At 72.3% G+C, this 16,519-nt stretch carries 1 protein-coding gene; it reads left to right on the forward strand.

Going from position 1 to position 16,519, the window contains the following annotated elements; genetic code table 11:
• The first annotated feature begins 776 nt into the window (after positions 1-776).
• Positions 777-16,499, forward strand: coding sequence for an ADP-ribosyltransferase (locus tag ACQPYD_RS22910; RefSeq protein WP_433697624.1), 15,723 nt, complete (start codon positions 777-779; stop codon positions 16,497-16,499).
• Positions 16,500-16,519: the final 20 nt, after the last annotated feature.

Consider the following 16,519-nt stretch of genomic DNA (forward strand, 5'->3'; position numbering starts at 1 on the left):
CGGCCCTTGCGCCAGCGCGCGACACCCCTGATCCCCACCCAATCCAGGACCCGTTCCACGACGACCCGGCGTACCGCCTGCTCAGCGGCGGCGGCCGAGGGGCGGGCCCGTCCGGCACCGCCCCTCGGCCCCGGGGCCGGCGAAGAGCGCCCCGCCCCTGGCCCTGAGAAGCGCGACGAGTTCCCTCTTCCTTTCCAGCGCCGGTTCGCGAAGAATGTGTTCATCCCGGAAGGCTCACTTCTTCCTGCTCCTCCGTGCTCAGCACCCCAGGACTTCGCCTCCCGATGACACAAAGTCGTATCACGCGAATCGCGGAAGCGAATTCTTGATAAACAGGAACTGAACGTCCGCCCGCCGGCACGCGGCCGACATTCGGATACCCCGGCACACACCCCTCTTCCGATGCCGCCCCTTCAGAACCGGAGCGGCTCCTTCACGGATGCCACGACCGATGTCGGCCGACACAGGCTCACCAGTATCCCCACCTGGCACCGAACCTCCATCAGGAGCAGTGCCTCGCCGCGAGGGAAACAGGAAAAGAATACCCGGTCGGCTCCAGGAAAACCGTTGCGAAAATACTCGACACAGCGACCTGGTGAAACATGTTCCAGAAACCCTCCAGCGCTTCCGAAGCACGCCCATGACCTTCGAAAATCGATCGGAGGAACCTCAACGAGGGTTTCGGGCAAGGTAATGGACCACCGATTCACCCGACTTCTCCGGTGCTAGTTTCGTGCCCGCGCAGCGGTACCAGGGGGTAGAGGGAGGGATCGCGTATGCCGTTGGACCACAACATGTCCGACTCCTCTCGCAAAGCGATCGAGGTCCTCACCGGCATCCAGGTCCCCAGAGCAGGCATCAACAACCTCGGCCGCGCCTCGGAGATCTACACCGCCCTGGACCAGCGCCTGGCCGTGCTCGAGGACCTGTTCGACCTCAGCCGCAAACACGCCCGCCGCCACTTCGACGGCCGCACCGCCGACCGCTACGAACAGTCCCTGGACCAGTTCACCCGCGGTGAGAACAACTACGTGGGCTCGGCCCGCGACAACTCCACCACCATGTCCGCCGAACTCTTCAAGGCCCGCGCCAACGTCGAGTACATGCACATGATGGTCATCGGCCAGTTCGTCCAGCTCCTGGTCGAGATCGCCTGGGCCATCGCCATGGCCAAGTTCACCTTCGGCGCCTCCCTGAAGTGGATCCCCGTCTTCAAGGCCATCCGCAGCCTGGCCATGCGCCGCATCCTGACCTGGCTCGTGATCACCGTGCCCGGGCACCAGATCATCAGCCAGATCTTCGCGAGCATGGACAGCATCATCCAGCGCATCCAGATCGGGCGGGGGACCCGCCACCACCGCGACGGCAACCTCACCGCGAGCGCCCACAAGGGCGCCGCCCTCGAGGGCGTGCTCTCCGCGGTCTTCTCCGCGGGCATGGACGGGCTGTTCAGCAAACACCTGTCCGACCTGTTCAGCAACGGCCTCAAACACCTCAACGACCTCCCCGACCCGCCACCCCTGGTCCGCACCAGCCCTGACGGACCACCCCCGGCCGGACCCCCCACCGGCCCGCCCGTGCGCGAGACCCCGGACGGGCCCCCGACCGGGCCGCCGCCCGGCGGGCCTCCGCCTGCGGGGCCGGTCAGGGACGACCCGCCACCGCTGCACCGCGACACCGACACCCCGCCACCCCCCGGCGGCGGTGGCCCCGACGGTCCCCCCACGGGTCCGGTCAGGGACGACCCCCCGGCCGGGCCGGTCAAGGACGACCCCCCGGCCAACAACCCGGACCGGGGTCCGGACTCCCCCGCGCCCAAGGACACCCCGGGGACCACACCCGCACCCCGGGACACCCCGCCCGCCTCTCCGTCGCTCAACAAGGACCTGGCCGAGGTGTTCGGCCGCCACAACGACGAGTTCCTCACCCCCTACAACCCCGCCAGCCCCCTGGGCGCAGGGGCCTTCGACAACGCCACCAAGGCCGCCGCCGCCCGCAACGACTTCGCCGAGGTGTTCGCCCGCAACTTCGGCGACCACCTCGGCGAGAGCGCCGCACGCGACCTGGGCCGCGACTACGCCGACACCCTGTCCCGCCACTGGAACGACCCCAACCTGGGCCAGCACCTACGGGACACCATCGGCGACCGCCTCCCCCCGCACATGCGCGACCACCTCTCCGACGTCCCCGTCAACCTGAACAAACCCCTCAACGACTACTTCTCCACCACCGGCGCCTACACCCAACAGGTCGGCGGCAGCATCGGCACCGGAGCACTCGAGGGCTACCTCGGCGAAGGGCTGGGAAGCCTGGCCGACGGACGCGGCTGGGAGGCCTCCGGCTACTCCGCCACCGCCGGCGCCACCCAGGCAGGCATCCAACAAGGCGCCACCGACGGCATCCTGCACGGCACCGAACTCTTCAAGGACAAAGACAAACCCGACCTGTCCACGCCTGCACCATCGCGGACCCAGAGCGAGAGCGCCGCCGGAACAGGGCCGGAGGCTCCGGGCAACGGGAACGGTCTGCCCCCCGCCCAGAGCGGACCCGAACACTGGGACGGCGATCAGGACCGGGGCGGGCAGGACCCCCGGGGCTCACACGGGGACAGCCCCGACCAGGGACAGGACGGGCGGCCCGACCGCGACGGCCCCCCGGCCACCGCCTCGCAGGACACCGGCGACCGCGATGACTCCTCCGACATCGACGACGTCCCCGACCTGGTCAGCGACACCGACTCCGACTCCGGTTCGGAGTTCGGCGACGACGAATCCGATTTCGGCGACCCCGACCAGGCCACCGACGACACCGTCCGCGTCCACCAGGACGAGGACGCCCGCACCCCCTACCCCGACCCCTTCAAGACCCCCGAGAACGGCAAGGACCCCTTCGGGACCACCGAGGCCAAACACCCCGGCCTGGGCAACGACCTCTTCCACCCCGGCATGAACAACGACGGCCCCCTGACCGTCAACTTCCTCAACGCCATCGTCCCCGACAACCCCATGGCGACCCCGCCCCCCGCAGCCGAACAGACCACACCCGACACCGGCAACGGCACGAACCCGGCCGACCGCTCCGCCCCCGTACCGGAACAGCACACCGCCCCTCCCGTCGCCGTGGCACCCCCGATCGGCCAGGCTGCTCCACCGCCCACGGCCACCTCGCAGAACACGACCACCGACAACAACCAGCGCTCCACGCCCACCGAGCGCAACAGCGGTGGACGTCCGTCCCAGAACACCGGCGACACCCCCGCCCCGGGCTCCTCCACCGACCACTCACCCCGCGACGGAGACACCCCCCAGATCGTCACCGAGGACGTACCGCCCGCACCGGACACCGAGACCACCGGCGACCCCGCCGGACAGGACGCCCCGGGCCCCTCGACGGACGACCAGCGGGCGACTCCCGAGACCGCGCACACCCCCGAACAGCAGATTTCACCGACCGAGGTCCCGCTGCCCCCGTCTCCCCTCACCGAGAGCGACGGCCTGCACGACACCGACACCACAACCGTGAGCGGACCGCCCCAGGACACGGAGGACACCGGGCGCACCCCCTCCGACCGCGACGACGACCGCCCCCAGGACAGCGACACGAACCGGTCCGACGACAGGGAGCGGTCGGGCGAGGAGAGCAGCGACCGCTCAGGGGACGAGAACGGCGAGGACGGCGAACGCGCGGACGACGACGCCGGATCCGTGCGCGAGGAGGAGTCCACCGACGAGAAGGGCGGCCAGGAGCAGGACGGCGAGGAGAGCCGCGAGGACGCCGCCGCCGGACCCGAGCGCGCGGCGGACAGCGGCTCCCCCGCCCCCGCACAGACACGCACCGACCCCACCGCTCCCGGGATCGACCCGCGGGCCGACGCCCGCGCCGCGTCGGTCCTGGACCGCCTGCCCGAACTCACCCGCTCCCTCGCGGACAAGGACATCCCCCGGGCACGGGCGCTGGGAGCCGAGTTCTGGAGGCTGCTGCGACCGGTCGACGATTCGGCCCCGCAGAACCGCTCCCTCCACGAGGCGCGCACGCTGGCGCAGGCACTGGTGTACACCGTCTCCGACCCCTCCGACCGGCGCCTCCCGCTGAGCGGCGACTCCGTCCCTGCCGAACGCGTCCGGGACGCCGAGGCCCTGGCCCGCGGCATCGACCGCCACCTCCGGGACCGCCACGACCCGGTCCGCGCCCGGCTCTGGCAGCCCGGCGGGCAGCTCACGACGGACTACGTCCGCTACGCGATGCAGGACCCCGCAGACCGGGGCCCCTCCCCCTACGGCGCACCGGACACGGTGACGACCGTCAACACGGCGCTGGTGGACGGCGACAAAGACGCACCCGCCCCGCAAGGACGGTCCGGGGAGTCGTCGACGCCGGGCCGGACAACGACGGACAACGACGCCCACGCCGGGTCCGGGACGATCCGCCGGCTGCCGACCGGCGCCGAAACCGACCGCTACGGCGCCCTCCTGCACGACCCCGGCTACAACCCCAACACCTTCGACGCGCTCCCCACCGCGACCCAGGACGCGGTCTCCGCCTACACCCGGTCCTCCTGGCTGAACCGCTTCGCGCGTCTGCGTCCGTTGAACGAGGCGACGGTGCAGGCCGAACTGGACCGGATCCGGAACGAGAGCCGGTCCCACCCCGGATGGCAGGTCTACGAGATCGGCGGCGGCCGGTGGCCCGACCTGGCACGGCTGGAGGAAGCCGCGGAGCGGGGCGGACTGAGCCCCGAGCAGAAGCGGATCGTGCGGGGCGTCCTCGACAACCCGTACCCGGAGGCGGCACTGGAGAACCTCCACGTAAGCTCCGGAAGCGCGGGCCGGATCGCCGAGTCCCTCGCCCTGCGCGGTGAACCGGCGCACTTCCCCGACTCCTCGGAAGTCCTGGCGTTGCTCCGGCGCCTGGACCGCGCCACGGGCCGACCCTTCCCCGAGGGTTTCGAGGCCGTGCACGGCATGTACCACCACCAGCACCTGCTGGGCGAGGGCAGCACCGATCCCCGCACCCTCGTGGGGACCACTCACGTGGAACAGGGGTACTTCTCGGTCTCCCTCGGTACCGTTCCGTCCGCGGCGGGCGGCTCCCCCATCGACCTGATGCGGCTGAACGTGCCGGAAGGCTCCCGGGGGCTGTGGGTCGGCGACCGGAGCGAACACCCCGGCGAGCGCGAGGTGATCCTCACCCGGGGAACCCGCTACCGGATCACCGCGGTCGAGCCCTGGGGGCGCGGTTACCTCTTCCACGCCGAGATCCTGCCCCCCGCGCACGACGACGGGGCCGCCGCGGCCCCGGCCTGGACGGGCGAGGTGCTGGACCGCATCGACCGGGCCCTGGACGCGGATGACACGGCAGCGGCCCTGACAGGAATACACGGGGCGGCGGAACGCTTCACCGCGGACCTGGTCTCCGCCCTGCGGGATGCCGACGGCCCCGGCCGGACCGCGGCGATCGGACGCCTCGAACAGTTGCGGGACGCGGCCGAGCTGCTGGCGGACCGGGCCTCGGAGATCGCCGACACCGCCCCGGAGGCGGTCGCGGCCACGGTCGCCCTGGCCGCGGACCTCGCCGCCGCCGCGGAGAGCGTCGCCGCACGGGGCGCCGCCGACGCGGCCGCGGCCCGGGACGCGGTCCCCGAGCCGTCCGAGGTGGACCCCGAGGCCCCGGACCGGATCACCGACGCCGCACAGGAGCGCGACGCGGCCCTCACACGGGTCTCGGACGCCGACACCGCGCGCGACGACGCCGAACGCGCCTCCCGTATCGCCTACGACGCCGCCGACACCGCCGCCCGCACCGCACGGACCACCGGACACGGTGACGGGGACCGGGTCGGGGAGGCGCGCGAGGCCGCCGAGACGGCGGACGCCCGGCGCCGCGCCGCGATCGCGGCCGCGGAGGACGCGGCCGACCGGCACGAGAGCCTCACCCGCGCCGTCAACGTGGCCGCGAGCATCGCCGTCGGTATCGCCCTCGGCGACGTGGCCGCCTCCCGCGGCGACGCCGCCGCGACGGCGGCCGCCCTCGCCCGGGCGCGGTCCATCGCCGACCTGTCCTCACCTGGCTCCGCGGCGCGCACGAGACTGAACATGCGCATGAACGCGATGGGGTTCTCCGCCCCGGCCGGCTCCGGCGACCCCGTCGTCCTCGCCGTGACCGACATCGCCGGAGAGGTACGGGACCCGGACGGGGACGGCACCGGGATGAACGGCGCCGAACGCGACTCCCTCGCCCGCGGACTGGGCCTGACCGACACCGACACCGACGACGCGGCGCCGGATCCGGCGGAGGCGACCGGCCCCGCGACGGGCACACCACCGAGCGACCCGACGGAGCGGGCGCCGGGGGCGCACCCCGCGGCGGACTCGCCCCTGGACGCGTTCCACAGCGCCCTCAACACGCAGACCCCGCCCGTCCGGAGCGGACCGGTGACCGGGGAGGAGCCCTCCGGCCACGGGGACGGACCGTCCCCGCAGCCGGTTCCGGCCCGGTCAGCGCCCGAGCCGAACACGGACGACGAGACCGCGGGGGCCGCCCCCGCCGAGACCGGCGTCTCGCGGGGACAGGCGACACCGCCGGACCCGCTGCCCGCCGAGACCGGGGAGTCGCGGGGGGACGTGGTGCGCACACCCGTGCCGCCCGGGTCCGAGACGCCCGTGATCACGGAGGAGGCGCGGACACGGACCGAGGACGGGGAACACGAGGAGGGCACGCCTCCCCCGCCTCCCGCGCCCGCTCCGACCGAGAGCGACGGCACCGAACCGGAGCCGTCGGTGCTGCCCGTCGACACCGACGTCACGGACACGGAGCACGTGCCCCCGCTGCCCCTACGGCACGAGCACGACACCGACACCACCGCGGACCCCGTGGCCCCCGTGGACACCACAGACCCCGTGGACACGGTGGACACCACAGACCCCGTGGCCACCACGGGTACGGAACAACCGCTCCCGCCCCAGCAGGAGAACACCGACACCACCACGGACACCAGGAACACCACGACCCCAGCGGACACGGAACAGCCGCCCCCGCAACCACAATCGCAAGAGAACACCGAAACCACCGCAGACCCCGTGGACACCACGGACACGGTGGACCCCGTCGACACGGTGAACACCACAGGCACGGAACAGCCTCCTCCGCCACCGCAGGAGAACACCGAAACCATCGTCGGCACGGACACGGAACCCCCACAGCCCGACACCGACACCGGCGACACCCGGCCACGGGAGGAGCCCGCGCCCCGGAACTACCCGGGTTCCGTGCGGCCGGACCGGACGGGCGCCCCCTACGACCTCGGCTACCTGCTGACGTCGAACCTGGTCAACTCCAGCATGGTCCACGCCCAGCACCTGCGTTCGTTCGTGGACGACACCCTCGCCAATGACGCCGGACACGTCGACGCCACCGTGCGCGACGCGGTCAGGGAGCAGGTCGACGCCCAGGCACGCAAGCAGACGGGCGTGTTCTTCGGACCGGAGGGGTTCTCCACGACGGTCACCGGAGCGGACGGCTCCACGTGGCGGGCGGATCTGCGGCTGCGCTCCTCCCGCGGGGATTTCCACCACGCGCCCACCAAGCCGGAACAGGGCACGGCCTCCACCGAGCTGAAGCTGGTGGACGAGGCCGGGGAGGCCAACCCGGCCGAGGGCAGCGGCAACCACGGCGGCACCAAGTTCGTCGGAGTGGGGTTCCAGGTCACCCCCCTGCTCCTCGGCACGGTGGGCGGCGCCGACATCGGCCCCCGCTTCACCGTCAGCCTCTCGGGGGGAACACGCCAACGGCAGAGCGTGGACACGGCGGTCAGCGTCCACGACAGCTACACCAGCTACGAGATCAAGGGCAAGCCCGAGGTCTACGCCTCCGACCTGACCATGTCCTTCGATCTGACCCCCGTGCACGTCCCGAGGCGGGCAGCGGCCGGCGGCACCACCCGGGCGAACAGCGGCACTCCGCCGGACGGCACCGGCCCGAACAACGGCGCCGGCTCCGACGACGACACCGCTCCGGTCGACGACACCCCGCCGGACCAGGCCGTGAACGCCCTGGCCGAGTCCTCCGACGGGGTGCTCCTGATCCTTCCGGGCGAGGTCGTGGCCAACACGGGCCCGGAGACGATCCGCCTGCGGGACCCCTTCGCGAGCGAGGGCCACCAGCGCGGCCGCAACGACGACCACAGGCCCGCGGGACCGCACACGGACAAGGGGCACCCCGTGTCGGTCGGCGACATCCGGTTGAGCGACGGGTCCTCCGACAAGCCCTTCCCCGACTGGATCGCCGACCACCTGTGGTCCCCGGAGCGGGACCGGGGATGGTGGAAGTCCGCGGTCGACAAGGTGACGCCCGGGTTCGTCGACAGGCGCAGGCAGCAGAAGCTGGACGCCTTCCGCGACCAGGTCGGGGAGACCTTCTCCAAGAAGTCCATCCGCAACAACCTGCCGGAGATGACCTCGGCGCCCGCGGTCTTCACCGTCACCGACCCCTCGGGCAGGCCCCGGCTGGTGAGCGTCCAGTCCGTGCCCACCGCCTACGACGCCAAGGGCCACACCATCCAGCCCGCGAAGTACATCAAGGGCAACAAGGCCGAGAACGAGAGCGGCAGCTCACTCCGGCACAGCGACTTCCTCGGCGGGACCCTGGGCGCGGGCGTCAGCGTGGACGCGGGAGCCGTGGGCGGCACCCACAGGGCCCGCGTCGACGCGCTGGCGGTGGAGGGGGGCGTGCGGGGCCGGTCGACCGCGGAGGGCTCGCAGGTGTCGTCGGGGTCGGTCAACCGCATGAACTACGGCAAGACCGAGTCGTCCGCCTACGACGTGCAGCGCAACTACTACGTGCACTTCGACGGCGAGGCCGACGTGTACCGCTTCCAGGGCGACACCGTCGAGATCCTCACCGTCCAGGAGGCCCGCATCCTGAACGGGGACGAGCCCTCGGACAAGGTGCCCGCGCCTCCCGGGCCCGTCCGGACCGAGGGGGGCAACACGCGGCCCGGGACGGTGAACACCCCCGGGACCGCTCCCGGCGCCACCGGCGACCAGCGGTCCGGGGACGGCGGGAACCGGAGTGCGCCGGGCGACGAACGGAACGGGGACACCGGGGCCGGGGGCCGGGATCAGCAAGGGGAGCGCGAACCGGAGCAGGAACGACCGCCCGGCGAGCGGCCTGCCGGAGAGCGTCCGCCCGGAGACGAAGAGTCCGGAAACCTGCGGCCCCCTCGCCCGAACCTGGCCGAGGAGCACCCGGTCACCTTCCACGGGGCCGTGCCCCGCGACTTCACCTGGCCCGACGGCAGCCAGTACCGCGAGGTCGACGGGCAGCAGCGCAGCATCTACCAGCAGATCGCGCACGAGGTGCTGACCGGGCTGGCCGACAAGCTGCCCGGCCTGGTCCTGCCCGACATGGCGCGCGACCCCAAGAACTTCGCCCGGCGGCCCGGCCACGAGACCAGTGGCCCGTTCACCGGTTCCACGCGCGAGCACCGTCCCTTCCGGCGCGACCACGAGACCGCCGTCTTCAACACCCACAGGGTCATGGACGCGATCTCCGCGTCCGACTTCAAGAGCGGCACGGACGACCTGACACTGCACGGCCGGCCCATCCACCTGATCGACACGGGAAGGTTCAACCCCGGCGCGCTCTTCGAGTCGGGCCAGAAGGTGCTGCGCTCCCCGTTCGTCGCGGTGCGCATCAGTGCGGACTTCTCCTCGCTCAGACACGCGGGAGAGACCACGAGGGGCACCGGAGGCGAGTACGCGGGCGGGACCGAGATCACCACCGCGGAGGGCTCGCAGAAGCGCAAGACGGTCCGGTTCTCCTCCGGCGGCTACATCCGCCGGATCGACGCCGTCGACGCGGCCGGCAACCCGAGCGACGGCGGCGTGTTCTCGGTCGCCCTCCAGATGAGCGACACCAAGGGGAAGAGCCGGGGCCTGGGCATGAAGTCCCAGAGTGAGCGGACCATCCAGTACGCGGAGGACTCCAGTGTCTGGAACTCCGGGGTCCGGTTCAGGGCGAGGCTCTACGAGGACGACGACCTCGGCATGGTCCTGGGCGGCGACACGCCGCTGTCCGACCGCGGAAAGGACCTGCTCAGGAGCCCGATCCAGGCGCTGGCCACGATGGACACGGCCAAGGCGGCGCCGGGCGGGGAAGGCGGCGGCCGGGACGGCGCCGCCCCCGCCCCTACCCCTGCCCCGCGGGTCACCCGGATCCGGCCGATACCGGTGGATCAGGCCAAGGAGATGATCGACGGCCCCACGAGGCCGGCGCCGGACAGGGTCCGCAAGACGCGCGACCTGACCGGCGGTGTCAAGAGGCTGTTCGGCGGGGGGCAGAGCCGACAGCCCACCGAACAGGTGCCCGCCCCAGCCTCGGAGAACTCCACCGGGCAGCAGAACACCGGTTCCCGGACCGGGGACGACGATCGCACAGCAGCCCCCGACACCAACACCAACACCAACACCAACACCAACACCAACGACCAGCCGAACACCACAACGGCTCAGGACACCACCGGTCAGCAGAACACCGACTCGCGGACCGGCGACGTCCGGAGACCGCCGGCCACGGAAACCACGGGCGACGCCGACAACACCCACACGGACGACGACGGCGCCACGGGCCAGGAGAACACCGAAACCACGCAAGGCACAGCCGGGCAGCAGCACACCGAAACCGCTCAGGCACCCGACACCGAAACCACGCAGGACACCACCGGGCAGCGGAACCCGGCGGAGAACGCCCCCGACACCCGCCCCGTCGAACAGCGCCGGGCCGAGAAGCTCCGCGACACCCCCGCCACCGTCGAGCACGTCAACACCCGGTTCACCACCGGTGACGGCAACCGGGTGAGCAGCCTGCTCGAAGCCACCTACGAGAGCTTCTCCTCCACCGCGCCCTGGGAGAGGGGCGCGGACGGCCCGCGCCCCTCCAGGGGGCTCGGCAACGAACGCAAGCTGCGGCACTTCCTGCGGCGGGGCGAGGGAAGCAGGCAGTTCTACGAGAACGCGCTCTCCCCGGAGAACCTCGCGGACAACCCGGCGGCGCGCTCCTCCGGCGGCGCGCGCACCCGCACGGAGGCGAGCGGGGGCGCGCTCTCCCCGATGCACCTCCGCACGACGTCGTCCACCCGGTTCGACATCGACTCGGTCGACCGCTTCGAGCAGTCCGACGGCGCGGTCGTCTTCAAGAGCAAGAACACCCTGGAGGTGTTCTCCAGGGACGGGAGGAGGACCGACCTGACCCTCCTGGCCACGGGCGGGGGCCGGGTCAACCCCAACCCCGTACAGCCGGCCGAGCAGTCCGCGGGCGGGACCGCGCCCAACTCCGCGGGTGCCCCCCTGATCCAGCTCGGCCCCTCCGCGGGCAAGAGCCTGTTCGACCGCTACACCATCACCAGGCCCACGTCGAGGTTCAACGAGTCGGTCGAGTTCCACCCCAAGATCCCGATGTCGTACTCCTACTCCGCCTCGGGGCGCATCACGCAGGCGCTGGAGTTCGTCAAGAACTGGAGCATCGGGCCGACGTTCTCCCGCGACGCGCGTTACCGGGGCTGGCAGGCCGACTCCGACAACCTGGAAACCGGACTGATCCACATCCGCGACGCCCACGCGTCGGGCATGGTCGAGGACCGGGTCCTGGAGGTCGACGGCGAGCTGGTCCGCGTCCCCCAGCCCGAACCGGAGCCGCCCGCGTCCGTGACACCGCGCCCGGGTTTCGAGGACTCCGGCACGATGCTCGATCCGGTCGACCCCGGCGAGGCCGTCCAGAACCTCGTCGACGACCTGGCCTCGCAGGGCTGGCAGCTGACCAAGGGCAGCCGGGAGATCATCCTGAAGGCCCTCGAGTCCCACACCGGGCTCAACCCCAACACCGGCGTACCGGTGACGGTGAAGATCAGCCCCATCGACCACTCCATCGGGAACCTCAACGCCCCGACGAGCGCGCCGCTGTCCCTGGACGCCACCGTGAAACTGCGGCTCGACAGGGACGACGTGAAGGTCGAGTACCTGGGCGGCAAGACGGAGTACCGGCAACGCCAGGGCTCGGAGGAAGGGGACCGGCTTCAGCAGGGCAGCGAGAGCTCCGCGTTCCACGGGGCCCACGGGTCGCTCCTGACACCGCTGCCCCAGTCGGGGGGCGACCAGCCTGGGGGCGCCCCTCCGCCGAGCCGCCCCTACCTGATGGGCTTGCAGGGCGACGGCACCACGACGAACGCGCGCGGCGGCGGCGGGATCATCCGGGACACGGACAAACGCTCCACCCAGCTGACCATGGAGACGCCCTACGCGCGGGTGTCGTCCGACACGCGGCTGACACTCGACCTGCACATCTCCGAGAAGCAGGGCAAGGCCAACTCCCTCCTGGGGGAGACCCCGGGCTCGCGCAGGCGCGACTTCACCGGTACGGGGAACTCGGGCCGGGCGCAGGAGCTGTACCCGGCCTTCGCCCTCGACCTAGGCAACGAAGCGGGCACGACCGGGGGGAACGACACACCCCGGACGACCACCGACGGCAGCACCACCCCCCAGGGGAACACCACCACCCGCACCACCCCGGAAGGAGACAACACACCCCGCACGACCACAGGGGGAAACACCCCCGAGGGGAACACCACCACCCGCACCACCACCGACGGCACCACCACCCCCGCGGGGAACAGCAGACAGCCCGGCGGACAGCAGACGGGGAACCGGACCGCTCCGGAGAACCCCTCCAACGACAACTACGCCTCACTGACCGACATGGCGCGCTCCTTGACGCCCGCCGGGGGCCCGCAGTCCCGGGACGCCTTCAACGACGCCCTGACCCTGCTCGCGTCCGTCGAGAACAAGGGCAAGGACATCCTCGACCTCGGCCGGATCGTCCTGGCGAAGTCGTGGGGCTGGAACCCGCCCGCGGACGCGGTCGGCGACGGGCGCTACACCCCGGAGGCCGTCCAGAAGGCGGCCGACTACGTGGCGGACAAGCTCAAGCTGAACTCCCGCAACAACGCCATCGACCAGACGCTCACCGAACTCGGCATCAAGGCCTCCTTCGCCGAGGCCGGCTCGGAGACGGGCGCCGAGCTGCCCGAGCTGGGCCCGACCACGTGGATGATGCGCGCCGTCTCCCATCCGGAGACGGCGCGCATCAAGGACTACAACCCGGGCATGCGCCTGACCGACTCCTCGGAGACGAGCAGGACCTTCTCCCCGTTCCACAACGAGTCGTCCACGACGACCATGGGTTTCGAGGCGCGCCCCTCCGGACGCACCGGAACGGGGCCTCCGACGACGGCCACCCACTACGGCTCGGCCAACAACACGGGAGCGTCCACGTCCGGAGGCGACACCGCGCGCGGGAGCAAGCCGAAGGAGCCTCCCCACTCCGACCGCGTCCGTACCGGACCCGGCTACCTGGTCGAGATGGACACCGACGTGTTCATCGGGGCCAGGACCGAGCTGAGCGGTCCCTGGTACAAGCGCTCGGCACGCTACGTCGGGGACAAGGCCGCGTCCGCGGGCAGGGCGGTGCGCGGCGCCTTCGGCGGCCGGAGCACCCCCTCGTCCGTCCCGACCCGCCCGGCCCGGTGGCAGCGGGGCGGGACCACCGTGAAGACGACCCGGTGGATCTCCCACGGCGACGCGGTGAGGATGGGCATCATCACGCCCGACGCCGCCACCCGGATGGCCCCCCTGACCGAGCGTTTCGCTGCGATCCAGAAGGCGCTCGCAGACGCGGAGAAGGCCTATCTCGACGCGCGCTGGCCTCTGGACGAAGCGGCTTCCGACCTCATCGCCTCACCCGACGACCCGCAGGTCCAGGCGCGTTACAGGAACCTGGAGACCACCTACGAGGACCGGCGGGAGGACTTCGACGAGGCGGTGCGCAACTGGGTGACGGCACTCCGGGAACTGCGCGACGGCCTGGGCGACCTCTCGTCCCTGCCCCGGCCGCGCACCGCGAGCGCACCGGCCCTCGACACCATCCAGGAGGAGCCGTCGCCTCCTCCTGCTCCGGCCCCGCAGCAGAACGCTCCCGACCCCGCCGCCGACCCCGAGGCCGTCGAGCTGTCCGAGCGGCAGCCCGGGCAGGAGGACCGGCGACCCGAGCAGGACACCGGACAGCGGAACACCGGCCCGGACCTCCTGGACACCCTCGGCTCGGACCTCAACATCCGGCCGCGGGAGCCCGGGGAGGAGGAAGCGCCTCCCCAGCCCCCGCAGCGGAACACCCCGGATCCCGCGACCACCGAGCTGCCCGAGCGCGACAACCGGCCGCAGGAAGACGTGCCGAGGCAAGCACCTGAGCCGAGCGCGGCCGAGGTGCTCGAACGGGCGCGGCAGAAACTGGCACGGGACACAGTGATGGGCAGGGCCCTCCAAGGCCAGGACGGTTCCTCCCGCAACGAGACCGCTCCCGCCGACAACCGCCCGGAACGCCACTCACGCAACCAGTCGAAGGGGCCCCTCAGCCACACGGACCAGCGTTCGGGCCCTTCCTCCGAAACGCACGCCCGGCCCGAGTCCGCGACGGTCCGGAGACCGAGGGTGTGGGCGACGCCGACGGGGGAGGACGGGAACGGGCCGTCCCGGCACGAGGCGGCCCTGCCCGGCGACCAGGCCGAGACCCGTCGCGGCCCCGCCCCGGAGCGCGCCGACAGCCCCGCCGACAGATACACGGCGAACGACGAGGAGAACCTGTACGACGTCAGTGACGACGAGGAGGAGGCACCACGCCCCCGCTGGCTCGACAGGCACTACCCGGAGGCGGCCTCGCTCAGCGGGGAAGAACGCAGAGAGCTGATGCGATCGCTCATGGAACGGTCCCTGGCGGTGGGCCCGGCCGTTCCCGAAGGGTTCCGGTACGACACGGACCTGGGCGGCCCCGACGACGTCGCCTGGATCGAAGCCCGGGGAGCGCAGCGTTTCCCCCCGGAGTCCGACACCACCGCCCTGCTCGGTCCCCCCACGGCCCCGAGCGCACCGCAGCAGCAGGACCGGCCTGCGGAGGATCGGGACCAGCAACCGCAGCCGGCACCGTCCGAGGAGGAGATGGCCGCGGCGGCCCTGGACGCGGTGCTCACCTTCGACGGGCAGCGCCTCCCCCTCCACACGGAGAGCGGACCCGACCACGGCACAGACCTCCCGGCGGACCAGGACACCCTCTCGGAGGCGTCCACGCCGGACTCGGACACACTCAGGGACATGCGGCTGCGACTGGAGCGGCTGCGCTCGTCGAGCCCGGTCCCTTCCGAGGGCGACGAGCCGTCCCCGGCCGACACCGGCCTGACGGGGAACCACGGACGGCAGAGCTCCCCCGACCGGACCGACCGCGCTTCCGAGGAGCCGACCGCTAGTCGACCGCAGACCCCTGACCTGCCCGCCCCCTCCACGGACCCGGACAGCCTCCCGAGCCCGCAGCCCCGGCCGGATCAGCCCGCCTCCTCGACCCCTGACCTGCCCACCCCCTCCACGGACCCGGACCGGAGCGAGTGGGACAACCGGCTCCGGGCCATGCAGGACTGGAGGGCCAACTGGCAGCACAGGGCGCGGACGCCGGAAGAGGAGAACCGCCTGCGGCAGGAGTGGAGGGCCCGGTGGTCGCTGCCCGCCACGACCAGGCCGAGCGGGAACGAGCCCTCCCAGCTCGGCACCGGCCTGACAGGCGACCACGGCCGACAGAACTCCCCCGACCGGACAGAGACCCGCCAGGCCCCCGAGGACCAGCAGGTCCCCCCGACGGAGACCGCACGGGAGGAACCGCGCTCCCCCGCCCCGAGCGTGACGAGCCCGGCCCCCGGCAGCCCCCCGCAGAGCCGGACGAGCACGCGACCGACCCCCGAAGAAACCTCCGAAACCCCGTCCCGACCGGCCCCTGGGGAAACCCCCACCCCCCGACCCCTCACCCACAACCGGGACGGGGAGGGTTCCTCCGCCCTGCCCCAGGACCGCACGGGCACCTCCTCACAGGAGGGGACCGCGCCCCCGGTCGAGCAGGCGCCCGTGCTCTCCGGCCCGGCGGCCGACCTGTTCGCGTTCTTCGAACAGGAGCTGAACGGCTCCGTGGACAAGGGGAACGGCGACTCCGCGCAGGACACCGCACGCACCCCCTCCGACGAGGAGACGACGCCCCGGGCCGTTCCGACCGTCGACGACGGCCGGGGCCAGGACGTCGCGGACCCCGAGGCAGCGCCCGAGGTGGCCGGGGCCGACCCGTCCCGGAAGCAGCCCGAGGACAAGGACCAGGACGCGTCCGAGGACAAGGGCGACGAGGAGAACAACGAGGAGGACGCCGAGGACGCCCCCGACAACGACCGGAAGAAGGACGACGACGAGGACGGAGGCCGGGACGGGGACGGTTCGGGCGACAGCGGCGACCGCTCCGACGGCGACGGCGACCAAGGCGGCGACGGCGAGCGCGACCCCGGGAGCAGCGAAGGCTCCGACACCGGGCGCGGCCCCGAGGGCGGGGTCGGGAACCGTGGAGCGGACGGGGACGACGGCCGCTCCTAGCTCGGGGAGGGCAGGGGCAG

The organism is Nocardiopsis sp. CA-288880 (genome assembly GCF_050955985.1).
In the GTDB taxonomy this organism is placed as follows: Bacteria; Actinomycetota; Actinomycetes; order Streptosporangiales; family Streptosporangiaceae; genus Nocardiopsis; species Nocardiopsis tropica.

What these genes read in the sequence shown, in the direction of transcription:
- ACQPYD_RS22910 (WP_433697624.1), top strand. Translation starts at nt 777, where the DNA reads ATGCCGTTGGACCACAACATGTCCGACTCCTCTCGCAAAGCGATCGAG.